Raw genomic sequence first — 16,444 nt, 5'->3', positions numbered from 1 at the left:
TCAGTCGGCCGATCCGTCGGGGACGATCTGGAGCTTGCGGCCGGTGCCCTTCTTGAAGGTCTCCAGCGCCTCGGCGTACCGGTCGAGACCGAAGCGGTGGGTGATCATCGTCTCGGAGTCGATGACGCCCCTGCCCAGCAACTCCACGGCGCGGCCGTAGCTGTGCAGGATCGCCATGCTGCCGACGATGCGGATCTCGTCGTTGTAGATGCGGAACGGCGAGAACTGCGCCTTCTCCTGGTCGGGGGCGCAGCCGAACTGCTGGAAGGTGCCGCCGCGGATGGGCCGGGTCAGTCCGTCCTCGATGGCGCGGATGTTGCCGGTGCAGTCGGTGACGACCTGCCAGCCGCGCGGGTGGTCGTCGGTCAGCGCGTCGGCGGTGGTGGCGACGGCGTCGGCGCCGAGTTGGCGGGCGACCGCCAGCCGGTCCTCGTTGAGGTCGACGACGGACACGGAGGCGGCACCGGCCCGGCGGGCGACCTGGAGGTAGAGCAGGCCCATGGTGCCCGCGCCGTAGATCAGGAAGTTGTCGCCGAGCTGCGGGTCGACGATGTCGAAGCCGCGGACGATCGTCGACAGCGGCTCGATGAGCGGGGCGTGCTCCAGGCGGACGGTCTCCGGCAGCCGGTAGAGGTTGCCGACCGGGACCTTCACGTACTCGGCGCAGGCGCCGTCGACGGTGATGCCGATGGTGCCCCACCGCTCGCAGAGGTTGCCGCGGCCGATGGCGCAGAAGTGGCAGGCGCCGCAGTAGATGGCCGGGTCGGCGGCGACGGCGTCGCCCTCCGCGTAGCCGGTGACGCCCGCGCCCACCGCGACGATCTCGCCGGAGAACTCGTGGCCGGGGATCACCGGGTAGCGGGTGGGCCCGAACTCGCCCGCGAGCATGTGCACATCGGTGCCGCACAGTCCGGCGGCGGTCACCTTGACGACCACCTCGCCGGGGCCCGGGGTGGGGTCCGCGACGGTGGTCACGGAGAGCTTGTTCGGTTCCTCGATGACAACGGCGCGCATGGTCGCTACCGCCTTTCGGAAGAGGGTGCGGGAGAGGGGCGGGGCTCCTGGGAGGGCTCGGTGGGTCAGGCGGTGAGGAGGTTACGGGACTCGACCTGCCGGATCTTCTCGACCTTGGGCGCCGAGCCGCCGCCCGCGAACTCCGAGGCCAGCCAGTGCTCCAGGCAGACCAGCGCGGCTTCGACGCCCATCGTGCGGTTGCCGAAGCAGGCGATCTGGGCGTCGTTGGACTTGCGGGCGCGCTCGGCGCTGTAGCTGTCGGGGATCTGCGCGGCGCGGATGCCGGGGACCTTGTTGGCGGCGATGGCCATGCCGATGCCGGTGCCGCAGATCAGCACGGCCCGCTCGTGGTCGCCGCGGGCCACGCTCCGCGCGACGCGCTCGGCGACGTCCGGGTAGTCCTCGGTGGGGGCGGCGCTGAGGTCGGTGACGGGGTAGCCGCGGTCGGTGAGGTAGGCGATCATCGCGTCCCGCATGACGATGCCTGCGTCGTCGGCGCCGATGGCGATACGGACGGGGTCCTGGGCGGTGGTCACGGGGTCTCCTGACGGGGCGGGGCCGTGCGGCCGGGTGGGTGCGGGAAGGCGGCTCGGATCAGCCACCGGCGATCTCTTCGACGACCTTGCGCAGGCCCTCGGTGTCATGGGCGAGACGTCCCAGGAACAGTCCGTCGACGGCGCCGTCCAGTTCGGTGTAGGTGCCGGGGCCCGCGGTGCCGCCGTAGATCAGCCGCCCGCGGACGTCGTGGTCGCGCAGCGCGCCGCGGATCGCGTCGGCGACCGTCCGGACGTGGTGCGCGGGGGCCGGTTCGCGGGCGCCGATCGCCCAGACCGGCTCGTACGCGATGACGATCTCGCTGCCGGGGACGGCGCCGGACAGGGCGGCGCGGACCTGGGTGAGGGTCTCCGCGACGGCGTCCGCGAGGCCGTCGGCGCGGCGTTCACCGGCGCAGATCACGGGGATCAGCCCGGCGTGGGTGGCGGCGCGGGTCTTGGCGGCCACCGTCTCGTCGGTCTCGCCGAAGTGGCGGCGGCGCTCGGCGTGGCCGATCTCGACGTAGCGGGCGCCGGTCTCGGCGAGCATGCCCGCGGAGACCTCACCGGTCCAGGCGCCGTTCTCGGCCCAGTGGACGTCCTGGGCGCCGTAGCCGATGCCGGTCCCGGCCAGTAGGTCGCGGGCGTCGGCGAGGGCGGGGAAGGCGGGGAGGACGAAGAGGTCGACGGGGCGGGGGAGCGCGGTGAGGGCGTCGCGGAGCGCGGCCACCTCCGCGAGCCAGGCCCGGGTCTGCGCCAGGCCGAAGTAGAGCTTCAGCGAGACGCCGACCACCGGGCGCGGGCGCACGGAAGACGTCGAGTTCTCAGGGATCACGTCGTTCATGATGCTTCAAACAGAATCACATGTGAAGTTCTCAGATCAAGACGTGAATTTCACAAAGTAGGTGTGATGCGGGGCTCGGCCCGTGCGGGGGTGTCCGGCGGCGGGCCTGCCGCCGCCGGACACCCCCGGCGCCCCGTGCCCCGGCCGCGCCGTCCCCCTCGGCAGGTCGGCCGGAAGCTACGGCAGCCCCTCGCGCGGCGGAGGGAGGAACGCCGCCCGGTAGAGCTGGATCCCGTCGTTCCGCTGCAACCGGGAGTCCGCCACGGCCCGCAGCCCGCGGTGGAAATAGGTGTGCCACCACGACCGGTGATCCGCCGCCAGCGCGTCGTACGGCTCCGCGGTGGCGTCCCGCACCACCCGCAGCGCCCGCCGCCGCGCCGCGCGGTCCGGGTGCGCCGGGACGACCGCCGCGTACAGCGTCCGCGCCCCGTACCCGTCGGCCCGCTCCCGCCACGCCGTCACCTGCGCCCCGCCGTCCGGTAGCGGTCGCACGGCGGCGTGCGCCGCGGCGTGCTCCTCGACCCGGACGGGCGGCGGACCGGTGTCCCCCTCGGGCCCGTCCGCCCCGGCCGGACGGAACCGCCAGCGGAACGCCCGCTCCCCGGCGCTCGGGACCACCTCGACGGCGAGCACGGGGCGCGCGGTGTGCACCAGCGCGCGGACCGTGAGGGTGCCGCGGTCGGTGGTGAGGGTGCCGGTCAGCTCCGCCTCGCGCAGCCGCAGCCGCCAGTCCGCCGCGGTGACCGCGCCGCACGGCGTCAGCGTGAAGTGCCCCACCGGCGGCCGTACCGGACCGAACGGTGCCCCCGACTCCGGCCGCTGCGCCGGGACTTCGCCCTGTTGCACGGTGAACCGCACCGCGTGCCCGTCCGGTTCGGCCGACGCCCAGCTGCCCAGCAGTGCGTTCCCGAGGAACGGCGCCTCCTGCCACGCCGCGGGCAGCCGCCGCCAGACGGGGTCGGCGTCGGCCAGGAGCCGCACCCAGGAGTCGCCGGGCTCCGCCTCCCGCCCGGCCACCCCGTCCTCGCCTCTGCCCGCCGCGGTCAGGGTCGGCGCCCCGGGGGCGCGGCGTCCCGGCGGGGAGGCGGGGGAGCGGTGGGACGGGGACGGTTCGACGGCCATGCGGCCTCCAGTCGGCGCGCGCGGCGGGGAACGGGCGCACACGAACGGCCGCCCGCCGCGCCGGCCCCTCCGCATGGTGGTGCCCCACCGGACGTTCCGGAAGCCCCCGCACGGGGCGTACGTCGGAGGGGTGAACACATTCCGGACGGGCCAACGCGGTGCGGGAAAGGGGGGTTGACGTGCGGTGCGAGGGGGATTGCCGGTGCGCTACGTGGAGTTGGGGCCGTGGTGCGGCAGATGCCCCGAGGGGCACACCTCCGATGTCCGGCGGGCGGCCGGTACGGGAAGCGCCGGTCGGGAACCCCGGAAGCCGTCGCTCAGGCCCTGCCCGGGCGGGCGCTCAGCACCCCGCCAGCTCCGCCGCCACCCACGCCCGCCGCAACGCGTCCGCGCCGCCCGCCGGGTCGCCGTGCGCCGCCTCGTGCAGCGCGCTCTCCACCCCGCGCGCCGCCGCCCAGGCCAGCAGCCGCGCCGGGTCCTCGGCCAGGGCGGCGCCGAGCAACCGGGCGCGGGCGTGCAGCACCGGGCCCGGGTCGGGGTGGGTGAACGGGTCGTCGATCTGCAGCAGCAGCGGCCACGGGTCGTACGCCGGGTCGCCGGTCATCGGCTTGGGGTCGATGGCCAGCCAGGGGCGGCGCCGGGCGGCGAGGAGGTTGCCCGGGTTGGCGTCGCCGTGGACCACCGCCGTACGCCGGGCCCCGCGCGGCAGCGTCCGCAGCAGCCGCGCCCCCAGCGCCACCAGCCCGGCGTCGTACCCGGCGGGCAGGTGCGCGGCGCGCTCCTCGACCAGCGCGGCCCACTCGTCGCACACCGCCACCATCGACTCCGGCCCGCCGTCCGCCGGGCGCGGCACCGCCCACAGACCGCGCAGCACCTCGGCGGCGAGGGTGAGCCGTTCCTCCGGCGGCAGCGGCGCGGCGGCGAGCGGGGTACCCGGTGCGCACCGCTCGATGAGCAGCGCCCCGAGCGCCGGATCGTGGTCGAGCAGCCGTACGGCGCCCTCGCCCGCCCAGGCGCGCAGCGCGGGCGCCTCGCCGTCGGCCTCGCGGTGCGGCAGCCCGACCTTGAGGACGGCGGGCGCACCGTCCGGCAGCGTGGCGGGCGCGACCCAGGAACAGCTGCCACCGTCGTACGGGGCGCCCAGCCGCAGCCCCCACCGCTCCTCCGCCGCCCGCACCAGCTCCGGCAGCCGCGCCAGCCAGGACCGCCCGTCGGCCGTACGCCGCACCGTACGGAGCATGGTCAGGCCGGGCGGGAAACGGTCCGTGGCGGGGTGGCCGCCGGTGTCGTCCATACAGGCAGCGTAGAGGCGGGCGGGGCGCGGCGGGAGGGGCGCCCGCCCGGCCCCGACGCCGTCGCGCCCACGCCGCCGAGCGGGCCGGGCGGCCGTCCGGGCGATATCCCCGCAATCCACCCTTTCCGCTGCTTATCCGAAGAATCGTCTTGATATGCGTCAGGAATGAACCTGTACCCCCGCTCTGCCGTGACCGTCCTGGTCGCCGCCCTCGCCGTCGGCTGCGGTGCGCCCCCGGCCGCCCCGCCGCCCCGCCCGGCCCCGTCCGCACCGGCCGCGGCGGGCGGGCACGGCGGTGCCCCGCCACCCTCGGCCGCCAAGGCGCCGTTCACCCTCGTCGCGTCCGGGGAGGTCCTCGCCTCGTACCCGGAGGTCCTGGACACCGCGCAGGACGACGCGCCGGACTTCGCGCACCACGCCGGGGCGCCGACCGGGTACGACTACCGGCCGATGCTCAAGGGGATCAAACCCGTCATCGCCGAGGCGGACCTCGCGCTGTGTCATCTGGGGACCCCGCTCGGCCCGTTGACCGGCCCCTTCACCAGCTCCGGCGCCGCCCAGGCCCCGCCCCAGGTCGCCACCGCCCTCAAGGACGCCGGGTTCGACTCCTGCGCCACCGCCTCCGGCCACACCCTCGACCGCGGCGACGCCGGGGTCCGCACCACCCTGGAGGCGCTGGACACCGTCGGGATGCGGCACACCGGATCGGCGCGGGACGCCGCCGAGGGCTCCCGCCCCGCGCTGCTGCGGGCGCGCGGCGGCGCCGAGGTCGCGCACCTCTCCTACGCCCTCGGCGACCGCCGGGCCGCCGCCCGCGGCGGCAAACCCTGGGCGGTCAACCTCGTCGACGAACAGCGGATCGTCGCCGACGCCCGCGCCGCCCGCCGCGCCGGTGCCGACCTCGTCGTGGTCAGCGTGGAGTGGGGCACCGAGTACGGTTCCGTCCCCGACGCCACCCAACTCGCCCTGGCCCGCGCCCTGACCGCGGCGCAGACCGACGGCCGCCCCGACCTCGACCTGCTCCTGGGCACCGGCACCCGCGCCCCGCAGGCGTACGAGAGGGTCAACGGTGTGTGGGTGGTCTACGGGCTCGGAGACCAGATCACCGGAGCCATGAAGAAGTGGCAGGGCAACTGGGGCACCGTCGCCCGCTTCCGCTTCGCCCCGCCGGAGCGGCCCGGCGAGCGCTGGCAGGTGACCGACGCGGAGTACGTCCCACAGCTCATCACCCATGGCCGGCCGCTGCGCAGCATCAACCTCAACCGCACCAAACTGTGGGTCAAGGAACGCGCCGCGATCGGGAAGACCGTGCTCAGCAGGGGGGCTGCCGCATCGGGGCTGAAGGCGGGACGCTGAGCGCGGGACACGGTCGGCGCCCGGACACGCGGGGGCGGGCGGCGGTGCGGCGGACCGGGCGGCCCGCGCCCCGGCCCGCCGCTGCGGGCGCCCGGCGGACATTCCGGTACACGGCCGGTACGGGGCGCCGACGCCCCGCGCCGGGCCGGATCCCGGCCCCGGGCGGAGCGCCGGTCCGTACCGGAATGTCGGCCCGCGGCGGGTGCGCCCTGCCCGCCGTCCGCCGACGGAGGTACCGTCCATTCCGCCGGAAGATCGAACCCAACCCGCCCACACCCCCCAGGAGTTGCCGGCCATGAAGATCACCGTTGCTGCCGACGCGTGCTGCGGCGCAGGCCAGTGCGTGCTCACCGCCCCCGAGGTCTTCGACCAGCGGGACGAGGACGGCACCGTCGTCCTGCTCGACGGGACACCGCCCGCCGAACGGCACGACGCGGTCCGCGAAGCCGCCGCCCTCTGCCCCGCCGGCGTCATCGAGCTGCACGCATGACCGCCCGCCCCCTCGCCGTCGTCGGCGCCTCCGCCGCCGGACTCGCCGCCGCGGAGACGGCGCGCCGCTCCGGCTGGACCGGGCCGCTCACCCTGATAGGCGACGAACCCCATCTGCCGTACGACCGGCCGCCGCTGTCCAAGCAGCTGCTCCACGGCACCTGGGAGAGCGAACGGCTGCTGCTGCGCACCGCCGACCAACTCGCCCCGCTCGACCTCGACCTGCGGCTCGGCACCCGCGCCACCGCTCTGGACGCCGCCACCCGCACCCTCACCCTCGACGACGGCGCCCGCCTCGCCTGCGCCGGAATCGTCGTCGCGACCGGCGTCACCGCCCGCACCCTGCCCGGCGCGGACGCCCTCGACGGCGTCCTCACCCTGCGCACCCTCGACGACGCCGTCGCCCTCCGCGCCCGGCTGGCCGGAGCCGGACACCGGCTCGCCGTCGTCGGCAACGGCGTCCTCGGCTGCGAAGCCGCCGCCGTCGCCCGGGAGCTGGGACACGAGGTGACGCTCATCGGACGCGACGCCTTCCCGATGGCCCGCGCGGTGGGGCCCGAGGTCGGCATGCTGCTCGCCGAGGAGCACCGCACCCGCGGCGTCCACCTGCTCACCGGCGACGTCGCGGACTTCCTCACCGGACCGGTGCCCGGCACGACCGGCGGCGTCCGCCTCACCGACGGCACCGAGGTACCCGCCGACACCGTCCTGCTGGCCATCGGCTCCGACCCCGCCGTCGACTGGCTGCGCGGCGAGCCCGCCCTCGACACCACCGACGGGCTGCGCTGCGACGCCTACTGCGCGGCGGCGCCCGGCATCTACGCCGCCGGGGACGTGGCCCGCTGGGACCACCCGCTGCACGGCGTCCCGCTCCGCTTCGAGCACCGGATGAACGCCACCGAACAGGGCATGGCCGCCGCCCGCAACCTCCTCGCCGAACTCGCCGCGGAGACCGCGCCCGGCCCGGACACCCCCGAGCGCCGCCCCTTCGCCCCCGTCCCGTACTTCTGGTCCGACCAGTACGGCATCAAGCTCCAGGCGTACGGGCTCACCGCGGACGCCGACCGCACGGAGACCACCGTCCTCGACCGCGCCGCGCGCAGCGCCGTCGCCCTCTACGGACGCGACGGCGCCGCCACCGGCGTCCTCGCCGCCGGACTGCCGCCACGCCAGGTCAGGGCGCTGCGCGCCGTCGTCGCCACCCCGCAGCCCTGGGAGGAGGCACGCGCCCGCGCCCGGGCGGTTCTCGCCCCGGCCTGACGGTGCCCGATCATGGAGGGATGACCGACTCGTACGTACGGGTGCGCGGCGCCCGTGAGCACAATCTCCGCACCGTCGATGTGGACATCCCGAGGGACGCGCTGGTCGCGTTCACCGGGGTGTCCGGATCGGGCAAGAGTTCACTTGCCTTCGGCACCCTCTACGCCGAGGCGCAACGCCGCTACTTCGAGTCCGTCGCCCCCTACGCCCGCCGCCTGATCCACCAGGTCGGCGCGCCCAAGGTCGAGGAGGTCAGCGGACTGCCCCCGGCCGTCGCCCTGGAGCAGCGCCGCTCCGCGCCGTCCGCCCGCTCCTCCGTCGGCACCGTCACCACCCTCTCCAACTCCCTGCGGATGCTCTTCTCCCGCGCCGGTGACTACCCCGACGGCGCCGCCCGCCTCGACTCCGACGCCTTCTCGCCCAACACCGCCGCCGGAGCCTGCCCCGAGTGCCACGGACTGGGCCGCGTCCACCGCGTCACCGAGGACTCCCTCGTCCCCGACCCCGCGCTGACCATCCGCGAGGGCGCCGTCGCCGCCTGGCCCGGCGCCTGGCAGGGCAAGAACCTCCGCGACATCCTCGCCACCCTCGGCCACGACATCGACCGGCCCTGGCGCGAACTGCCCTCCGCCGAACGCGACTGGATCCTCTTCACCGACGAACAGCCCGTCGTCACCGTCGAACCGGTCCGCGAGGCGGGCCGTATCCAACGCCCGTACAAGGGCCAGTACATGAGCGCCCGCCGCTATGTGCTGCACACCTTCGCCGACTCCAAGAGCGAGACGCTGCGCACCCGGGTCCGCGGCTTCCTGCTCACCGAACCGTGCCCGGTCTGCGCCGGACGGCGGCTGCGCCCCGAGGCGCTCGCCGTCACCTTCGCCGGACACGACATCGCCACCCTGGCCGCCCGCCCGCTCGGCGCACTCGCCGCACTGCTGGCCCCCACCGCCCGCCGCGACGACGACGGCGTCGCCGCCACCCTCGCCCGCGACCTCGTCTCCCGCATCGAGGTCCTCACCGAACTCGGCCTCGGCTACCTCGCCATGGACCGCCCCGCGCCCTCCCTCTCCGCCGGGGAACTCCAGCGCCTGCGCCTCGCCACCCAACTCCGCTCCGGTCTCTTCGGCGTCGTCTACGTCCTCGACGAACCCTCCGCCGGGCTCCACCCCGCCGACACCGAATCCCTCCTCGCCGTCCTCGGGCGGCTCAAGGAGGCGGGTAACTCCCTCTTCGTCGTCGAGCACGACATGGATGTGGTGCGCAGCGCCGACTGGCTGGTCGACGTGGGCCCGCGCGCGGGTGAGCACGGTGGCCGGATCCTGCACTCCGGCCCCGTCGCCGGGCTCGCCGACGCCGCGGAGTCCGCCACCCGCCGCTTCCTCTTCGACCCCGCGCCGCCCCCGGAGCGCACCCCGCGCACGCCCACCGGCACGCTCGCGCTGCGCGGCGTCACCCTGCACAACCTGCGCGGACTCGACGCCGACTTCCCGCTCGGCGTCTTCACCGCCGTCACCGGCGTCTCCGGCTCCGGCAAGTCCACCCTCGTCACCCGGGTCCTCGCCGACGCCGTCCGCGACCACCTGGGCACCGCGGAGGAACCGGCCGGGCCCCAGGACGACGGGAGCGCCGAGGACGCCGCCGACGACCGCGCCCGCATCGCCGCCGCCGAGGGCCTGTCCGCCGTCGACCGGCTGGTCCGCGTCGACCAGAAGCCCATCGGCCGCACCCCGCGCTCCAACCTCGCCACCTACACCGGACTCTTCGACGCGGTCCGCAAGGTCTTCGCCGCCACCGACGCCGCCCGCGCCCGCGGCTACACCGCCGGACGCTTCTCCTTCAACGTCGCCGCCGGACGGTGCGAGACCTGCCAGGGCGAGGGCTTCGTCGCCGTCGAACTCCTCTTCCTGCCCGGCACCTACGCCCCCTGCACCGCCTGCCACGGCGCCCGCTACCACCCCGAGACCCTGGAGATCACCTACCGGGACCGGACCGTCGCCGACGTCCTCGCGATGACCGTCGACACCGCCGCGGAGTTCCTCGCCGACGTCCCCGCCGCCGCCCGCAGCCTGCGCACCCTGCGCGAGGTGGGCCTCGGCTATCTGCGGCTCGGCCAGCCCGCCACCGAACTCTCCGGGGGCGAGGCCCAGCGCATCAAACTCGCCACCGAACTCCAGCGCACCCGCCGCGGCCACACCCTCTACCTGCTCGACGAGCCCACCACCGGACTCCACCCCGCCGACACCGAGGTGCTCCTGCGTCAGCTGCACGGGCTGGTGGACGCCGGGCACACCGTCGTGGTCGTCGAGCACGACATGGGGGTGGTCGCCGGGGCCGACCACGTCATCGACCTCGGGCCCGGCGGCGGCGCGGACGGCGGCCGGATCGTCGCCGCGGGCACCCCGGGGCAGGTCGCCGCCGCCCCCGGCAGCCGTACCGCGCCCTACCTGGCCCGCGCCGGGGTCCGACCTGCGGGTTAAGGTACGCGGGTCGCATCAGCGGCACGGATCGTCCAGCACACGAAGGGGGCCCACATGGCAGACATCGAGAAGGCCAGGGAGCAGTTCGCGCGGTTCGACGAGGACGGCGACGGCCTGGTCACCGCCGAGGAGTTCCGGCGTGCCATGGCCGAGATGGGTGACCGGTACCTCACCGGCGCCACCGCCCAGACGATCATCAACTCCAAGGACACCGACGGCGACGGCCGGATGTCCTTCGACGAGTTCTGGGCCTCGCTCCAGGGCTGAACGTCCGTCCGGGGCGGGCCGCGGCACCCGCCGCCCGCCCCGGACACCGCCCGTGCTCAGCCGGTGCGGCCCGGCCGCCCGTCCGCCGCGGTCATCGGCGGCGGCGCATCCGCCGCCCCGGTGCCCCACCCCGACGGCGCGTCACCCACGGTGAACGCCAACTCCCGCGCCCCGCGCAGCTCGTCGGTGGTCAGATACGTCCGCTGCCGCCCGGCGCCGTCCAGCCGCACCGACTGTACGTAGCGGTCGGTCGCCGAGGTGCCGGGCGCCGTCACGGTGAAGCGGCCCGCCGGGTGGAACCGCCGGTCCAGCCGGAGATCGACGCGGTCGAAGACCGGGGTGCTCAGCCCCCAGGTGTCGGTGCCGGGCTGCACGGGGAACACCCCGATCGACGAGAGCACCATCCACGCCGACATCGTCCCCAGATCGTCGTTGCCGGTCATCCCGGTCGGCGTATCCGTGAAGAGCGTCAGCGCCGCGTGCACCACATCCGTCGTCTTCCACGGCTGACCGGTCGACAGATAGGTGTACGGAGCGATGAGATCCGGCTCGTTCTGCGGGTTGTACTTGTCCGCGTTGTAGTAGTCGTACGGACCGTTGACCCACACCTCGCGCGCGGTCCTCTCCGGGTCCGCCAGCAGCTTGTCGTAGGCGAAGAAGGAGTCCAGCCGCTCGGTGGCCTTCGCCTTGCCGCCGATGAGGGAGATCATTCCGGGCAGGTCCTGCGGCACCAGCCACTGGTACTGCCACGCCGTCCCCTCGTGGAACCCCTCGCTCTTCGCCGGATCGGCGGGCCCGGTGAACGCGCCCTGCCCGTCCCGCGCCCGGAAGAAGCCGGTCGAGGCGTCGAAGATCTTTCGGTAGCTCTGCGCGCGGGCCGCGTACCGGTCGGCGTCCGCCGTATGCCCCAGATCGCGCGCCATCCCCGCCAACGCCGCGTCCGCCAGCGCGTATTCGAGCGTCGCGGAGCCGCCGTGGTCGAAGTCGGAGTCGCCGGGCTTGGTGTGCGGACGGCCCTTGAGGAACGGGACGTAGCCGTTCCGGACGTACTCCGCATTGCCCTCCCGGCCCACCGCGGGTGAGTCGGCCGGCGGTACCCCGTCGGCGTTCCGCCTCAGCGCCGCGTACGCCTCCTCCTCGTGCCCGGCCAGCAGCCCCTGCCGGTAGGCGTTGGTCAGGAACGGCGTCACCGGATCGCCGGTCATGATGTTCGTCTCGACCGTGCCGTAGCCCCACTTGGGCAGCCAGCCGCTCTCCTTGCCGATCCGCAGCACCGACAGCGCCATGTCCCGCGACTCCCGTGGCGCGAGCAGCGCGAGAAGCTGCGCCTGGGTGCGGTAGGTGTCCCACAGCGACCAGTTCTGGTAGTACGTGAACCCGCGCGCGGTGTGGACGCGCTGGTCCCAGCCCCGGTAGCGGCGGTCCACATCGGTGCCGGTGTTGGGGGCGAGGAACGCGCGGTAGAGCGACGAGTAGAACGTCCGCCGCAGCGTCGGCTCGCCGCCGGCCACCCGCACCTGCCCCAGCCGCCGCTCCCACGCCGCGTCGGCCGCGGCCCGCGCCCGGTCGAACGAGGAACCGCCCTCCGCCCGCAGATTGCGCGCCGCGCCCGCCGCGTCCACATAGCTGATCGCGGTGGTCGCCTCGACGACGCGGCCCTTCCGGGTGTCGAAGCGGACGTACGCCCCGTGCCGCCCCGCCGCCGTCGAACTCTTCGACCCGGCCGTCACCCTGTCGCCCCGCCACGTCCCGTAGGAGGCGAAGGGCCGGTTGAAGCGGGTGAGCGTGTAGACGGTGTACGGCTGGGTGTCCTGGCAGAAGCCGCGGCCGGTGACGGCGGTGCGCACGGTGCGCGAGTCCAGCACCTCGACCCGGCTGGAGACCACCTTGTGCAGCGCCTGCCCCGCGTTGAGCAGCACATTGGCCTTCTCCGTCGCCGGGAAGACGTACCGCTGCCGCCCGGTGTGCGCGGTGGCGGTCAGCTCCGCGCCGATCCCGCCGTACGACGTGAGCTTGACGCGGTACGAGCCGGGGCGGGCCGACTCGTCGTCGTGGTTATAGGCCGCGGCGTACTTGGCGTAGTCGGTCTCGGTGACCTCGCCGGTGGTCGGCAGCACCGGCAGATCGCCGCCGAGACCGCACCCCACACCGGAGATGTGCACGGCGCTGAACCCGCGGATGTGGTCGTCGTCGTAGTCGTAGCCCGTGGTGTGGCCGGTGTCGGGGGAGAGCTGCACCATGCCGAACGGCACGGCGGCGCCCGGGTAGGTGTTGCCGTCGTTGCGGCTGCCGATGAACGGGTTGACGAGGTCGGTGAGGCGGCCGGACGGGGGCGCGGCCTGCGCGGCGGGGGCCGCGAGCGCGCCCCCGACGAGCGCGGCCGCCAGCACCGCACCGGCGGTGCGCAGCCGGGTGCGACGGGGCCATGGCATGGGTGGACCTCCGGGAGTGAGCGCGGCGCGGCCCACTGGACGCGGCGGGGCACCGGGCACCGGCACGGCGGGCACCGGGCCGACGCGACGAGCGAGCCGACAACGTTGTCAGGGCGGGCTCATTCTTGGGGGCGGCCCGGTACCCGTCAAGAGGGCGGACCGGTGCGGGAACGCGGGCCCGCGCCCCGGTGTCTTGACGATGACACGTCAAAAAATTCCGCGGCAGTGCCTTGTTCTCTTCGCGGGGCCATGCCTCAATGGGCACCGCATTCAGGTTGCTGAACACACGTCAGATCCGTGTGCCGGGCACGGGACCGCGCCGCGGCCCCGCGCGGACGCCCGCCGCCCGCACCACGACGGCCGGTGCCCCGACCACCTCATCGCCCCCCCCCACGAAGGCGGACCACATGAGACACGGCAAGCTCGGCAAGGCCCTCGGCAGCGCCCTCGCCGTCGGCGCGGCACTCGTCGGCACCCTCGCCATGGCACCGGCCGCCGGTGCGGTGAACCCCGACACCGCCACCCTCGGCTTCGACTGCGGCACCTACGGCAAGGGCACCGCCACGCTCACCGCCACCCAGGACGGCACGGCCGCCACCATCAGCGTCTCCACCTCGGCCGTCACCGCCCCGATCGACGTGGCCGCGAACTCCGTCAAGTCCACCCTCACCCTCACCAAGAACGGCTCGGACACCGCCACCTTCAGCGGCAGCTCCAACCCGAAGATCCCCTCCGGCAGCGCCGTCAGCACCGGCCCGCTCACCGGCACCGTCGCCTCCGGCGACAAGCTGGAGGCCACCTCCCTCAAGGTCGTCGTCTTCGGTATCACCGCCACCTGCAAGGCCACCGGCCCCCAGGACCCGGGACCGTTCGTCTTCTGATCCCCGACGCACCCAGGACGGCGGGCCCCGGAACACTCCCGGGGCCCGCCGTCCGCGTACCGGCCGCGTGGCCGCCGTCAGGGGGTCGGGCCCTCCGCCTCCCGGCGCTCCGCCTTCGCGACCTCCGAACGGCGGTAGGAGTAGCCGAAGTACACGCCCAGGCCGATCAGGAACCACACCACGAAGCGGACCCAGGTCTGCCACTCCAGGAACGTGATCAGCCAGAGCGAGAAGAGCACCCCGAGCGCGGGGACCACCGGCATGCCCGGGGTGCGGAAGGTGCGGGGGAGTTCGGGGTGTTTGTAGCGCAGCACGATCACCGCGATGCAGACGACCACGAACGCCAGCAGGATGCCGATGTTCGTCAGCTCCGCCGCCTCGCCGATCGGCAGGAAACCGGCGATGGCCGCCGACGCCACCCCGACGATCCAGGTCACCCGGGTCGGCACATGCCGGGTCGGATGGGTCTTGGCGAACCACTTCGGCAGCAGCCCGTCCCGGCTCATCGAGAACCACACCCGGGTCACACCCAGCATGAAGGTGAACATCACGGTGAGGATGCCGATGATCGCGCCGACCGCGATGACGTCCGCGATGCTGCTCAGCCCCACCGACTTGAACGCCGACGAGAACCCGCTCTCCGGGTCGATGTCCTTGTAGTTCTGCATCCCCGTCAGCACCAGACAGGCCAGGACGTACAGCACCATCGAGATGACCAGCGAGTAGATGATCGCCTTCGGCATGTGGCGCTGGGCGTCCTTCGACTCCTCGGCCGCCGTGCTCATCGCGTCGTAGCCGAAGACGGCGAAGAAGACGGTGGCCGCGCCGGTGAACGCGCCGCTGACGCCGAACGGGAAGAACGGATGGTAGTTGGCGGTGTTGATGTGGAAGAAGCCGATCGCGATGACGCCGACCACCACCAGCACCTTCAGCCCCACCACGATCATCTCGAAACGGGCCGCGTTCTTGATGCCCAGCGTCAGCAGATACGCGATGAGCAGGCAGAGGACCGCCGCGAAGAGGTCCACCCGGTGGCCCGGGCCGGTGCCCGGCGCGCCCAGCATCCAGTCCGGCAGCTTCGCCCCCATCTCGCCCACCAGGAAGCTGAAGTAGCCGGAGATGCCGATGGCGACCACCGCCACGATCGCGGTGTACTCCAGCAGCAGGTCCCAGCCGATGAACCAGCCCGCCAGCTCACCGAGGACCGCGTAGCCGTACGTGTACGCCGATCCCGCCTTCGGGATCAGACCGGCGAACTCCGCGTACGAGAACGCCGCCGCGGCGCTCGCCACGCCCGCGATCAGGAAGGAGATCAGCACGGCGGGTCCGGCCTTGCCGTTGGCGACGGTTCCGGCCAGCGTGAAGATCCCGGCGCCGATGATCCCGCCGACACCGATCGCGGTCAGCTGCCACAGCCCCAGCACCCGCGTCAGCTGCTGGGCGGAGCCGCCCTCGGCCTCCTCGATGTGCTCGATCGGTTTGCGGCGCAGTACACCGTGTCCCGGACGCAACCCCATTGGTGACCTCCGTACCTCCGTCGTGGCCTGACGGCGGCTCATGATGGACCCTCGACGGCCGGCGGGGAAGGCGTCTCCCCGGGTGTTCACGCCGGCCGGGCGGGGAGTTCACCGGGGCACACCGCGGAGGGTGTCAGTCCGCGCTCTCCAGCCGGAATCCGACCTTCAGGCAGACCTGGTAGTGCTCGATATCGCCGTCGGCGAGGTTGCCGCGCACCTGGGACACCTCGAACCAGTCGAGGTTGCGCAGGGTCTGCGAGGCGCGCCGTACGGCGTTGCGGATCGCGGCGTCGACGCTCTCGTGGGACGTGCCGACGATCTCGGTCACCCGGTAGGTGTGGTTCGTCACGGTGGTCTCCCTGGCCGGGGCGGCGCTCCGCCCGTGCCTTCTCACCGTGCCCCAGCACACCCCGGCCCACCAGCGGAGTTGACCCGCCCGGTGCGCCGCCGGGCGTCCCGGCCCCGGGACATCCCCTACGGGACGACCGTCACCGGCCAGCGCCCGGTCTTCACCAGCCGGACCGCCACCGAGCCCATGATGCGGTGCCCGGCCGACTCCGAGGCGCCCACGACCACGGCGTCCGCCTGCAGTTCGTCGGCCATCTGCACCATCCCGGCGTACGGGTCGCCGCGCAGTGTGTGGAACTCCCAGCGGATCCGGTACAGCCCCTGCAACCGCTCCGTCGACCGGCGGATCTCCGCCATCAACTCCTCGGCCACCTCATGGGTGGTGTCGACGACCGGCGCGCCCATCGTCGCCCCGGCGGGCAGCAGCGGCTGGATGTAGACCAGCGCCAGCTTCGCGCCCTGGCGGCGGGCCAGCCCGGCGGCGTAGGCGGCGGCGCGCCACGACGAGTCCGAGCCGTCGACGCCGACGACGATGACCTTCGGGCCGTCCGTGCCCCGCTCGAACGCGGGCTGCTGGTTGTCCGCCACCCCTTGAGGTTATCCGTACGTC

Annotated in this window: 15 protein-coding genes; 6 read left to right on the top strand and 9 right to left on the bottom strand. The window is 74.1% G+C overall.

The genetic code is table 11. From position 1 onward, the window contains the following. The 5 genes from IF23_RS0103710 to IF23_RS0103690 form a co-directional block, all read right to left on the bottom strand. The gene (locus tag IF23_RS0103710; RefSeq protein ID WP_030279694.1) at positions 1–1,014 is read right to left on the bottom strand and encodes a zinc-dependent alcohol dehydrogenase family protein; all 1,014 of its coding nucleotides are present in this window, start codon (positions 1,012–1,014) and stop codon (positions 1–3) included. A gap of 65 nt (positions 1,015–1,079) precedes the next feature. After that, the gene (locus tag IF23_RS0103705; RefSeq protein WP_037677178.1) at positions 1,080–1,550 is read right to left on the bottom strand and encodes an RpiB/LacA/LacB family sugar-phosphate isomerase; all 471 of its coding nucleotides are present in this window, start codon (positions 1,548–1,550) and stop codon (positions 1,080–1,082) included. A 58-nt stretch (positions 1,551–1,608) separates the two neighbouring features. Next, the gene (locus tag IF23_RS0103700) at positions 1,609–2,382 is read right to left on the bottom strand and encodes a triose-phosphate isomerase family protein (RefSeq protein ID WP_245654870.1); all 774 of its coding nucleotides are present in this window, start codon (positions 2,380–2,382) and stop codon (positions 1,609–1,611) included. A 186-nt stretch (positions 2,383–2,568) separates the two neighbouring features. Then, positions 2,569–3,513 carry a hypothetical protein gene (locus IF23_RS30880; protein WP_030279688.1) on the bottom strand — a complete coding sequence of 315 codons (945 nt, stop codon included), beginning with the start codon at positions 3,511–3,513 and terminating at the stop codon, positions 2,569–2,571. 340 nt (positions 3,514–3,853) lie between these two features. Beyond that, a complete protein-coding gene (locus IF23_RS0103690) occupies positions 3,854–4,807 on the bottom strand; it encodes an aminoglycoside phosphotransferase family protein (protein WP_051739164.1) in 954 nt (317 codons plus the stop codon). A 165-nt stretch (positions 4,808–4,972) separates the two neighbouring features. On the opposite strand from IF23_RS0103690, the gene IF23_RS0103685 reads away from it, so the two are divergent. From IF23_RS0103685 to IF23_RS0103665, 5 genes are all read left to right on the top strand, one after another. Beyond that, entirely contained in the window at positions 4,973–6,163 is a 1,191-nt protein-coding gene (locus IF23_RS0103685; RefSeq protein WP_030279684.1) for a CapA family protein, read from the top strand. 295 nt (positions 6,164–6,458) lie between these two features. Beyond that, entirely contained in the window at positions 6,459–6,653 is a 195-nt protein-coding gene (locus tag IF23_RS0103680; RefSeq protein WP_030279682.1) for a ferredoxin, read from the top strand. Beyond that, a complete protein-coding gene (locus tag IF23_RS0103675; protein WP_030279680.1) occupies positions 6,650–7,912 on the top strand; it encodes an NAD(P)/FAD-dependent oxidoreductase in 1,263 nt (420 codons plus the stop codon). Before IF23_RS0103680 ends, IF23_RS0103675 begins: the two co-directional genes overlap by 4 nt. Before the next feature lie 20 nt (positions 7,913–7,932). Then, positions 7,933–10,389: an excinuclease ABC subunit UvrA gene (locus tag IF23_RS0103670; protein ID WP_030279678.1), complete on the top strand. Its 2,457-nt coding sequence runs from the start codon at positions 7,933–7,935 to the stop codon at positions 10,387–10,389. 54 nt (positions 10,390–10,443) lie between these two features. Further along, positions 10,444–10,656 (top strand): EF-hand domain-containing protein, encoded by a 213-nt coding sequence (locus IF23_RS0103665; RefSeq protein ID WP_030279676.1) that lies wholly within the window; start codon positions 10,444–10,446, stop codon positions 10,654–10,656. A 56-nt stretch (positions 10,657–10,712) separates the two neighbouring features. Here IF23_RS0103665 and IF23_RS0103660 read toward each other — a convergent pair whose 3' ends face one another. Further along, positions 10,713–13,088: a GH92 family glycosyl hydrolase gene (locus IF23_RS0103660; protein WP_030279674.1), complete on the bottom strand. Its 2,376-nt coding sequence runs from the start codon at positions 13,086–13,088 to the stop codon at positions 10,713–10,715. A 407-nt stretch (positions 13,089–13,495) separates the two neighbouring features. On the opposite strand from IF23_RS0103660, the gene IF23_RS0103655 reads away from it, so the two are divergent. After that, positions 13,496–13,969: a hypothetical protein gene (locus IF23_RS0103655; protein WP_030279672.1), complete on the top strand. Its 474-nt coding sequence runs from the start codon at positions 13,496–13,498 to the stop codon at positions 13,967–13,969. A gap of 77 nt (positions 13,970–14,046) precedes the next feature. Here the strand turns inward: IF23_RS0103655 and IF23_RS0103650 are convergent, their stop codons facing one another. The 3 genes from IF23_RS0103650 to IF23_RS0103640 form a co-directional block, all read right to left on the bottom strand. Then, a complete protein-coding gene (locus IF23_RS0103650) occupies positions 14,047–15,486 on the bottom strand; it encodes an amino acid permease (protein WP_037677173.1) in 1,440 nt (479 codons plus the stop codon). 133 nt (positions 15,487–15,619) lie between these two features. Further along, on the bottom strand, positions 15,620–15,835 hold the full coding sequence (locus IF23_RS0103645; protein WP_030279668.1) for a dodecin: 216 nt from the start codon (positions 15,833–15,835) through the stop codon (positions 15,620–15,622). Positions 15,836–15,960: 125 nt separating this feature from the next. Beyond that, positions 15,961–16,422 carry a universal stress protein gene (locus tag IF23_RS0103640; RefSeq protein ID WP_030279667.1) on the bottom strand — a complete coding sequence of 154 codons (462 nt, stop codon included), beginning with the start codon at positions 16,420–16,422 and terminating at the stop codon, positions 15,961–15,963. Positions 16,423–16,444: the final 22 nt, after the last annotated feature.

This window comes from Streptomyces catenulae (genome assembly GCF_000718015.1).
Classification (GTDB): domain Bacteria; phylum Actinomycetota; class Actinomycetes; order Streptomycetales; family Streptomycetaceae; genus Streptomyces; species Streptomyces catenulae.
The sequence above is the reverse complement of the archived record's forward strand: the minus strand, read 5'-3'. Positions and strand labels throughout refer to the sequence as shown.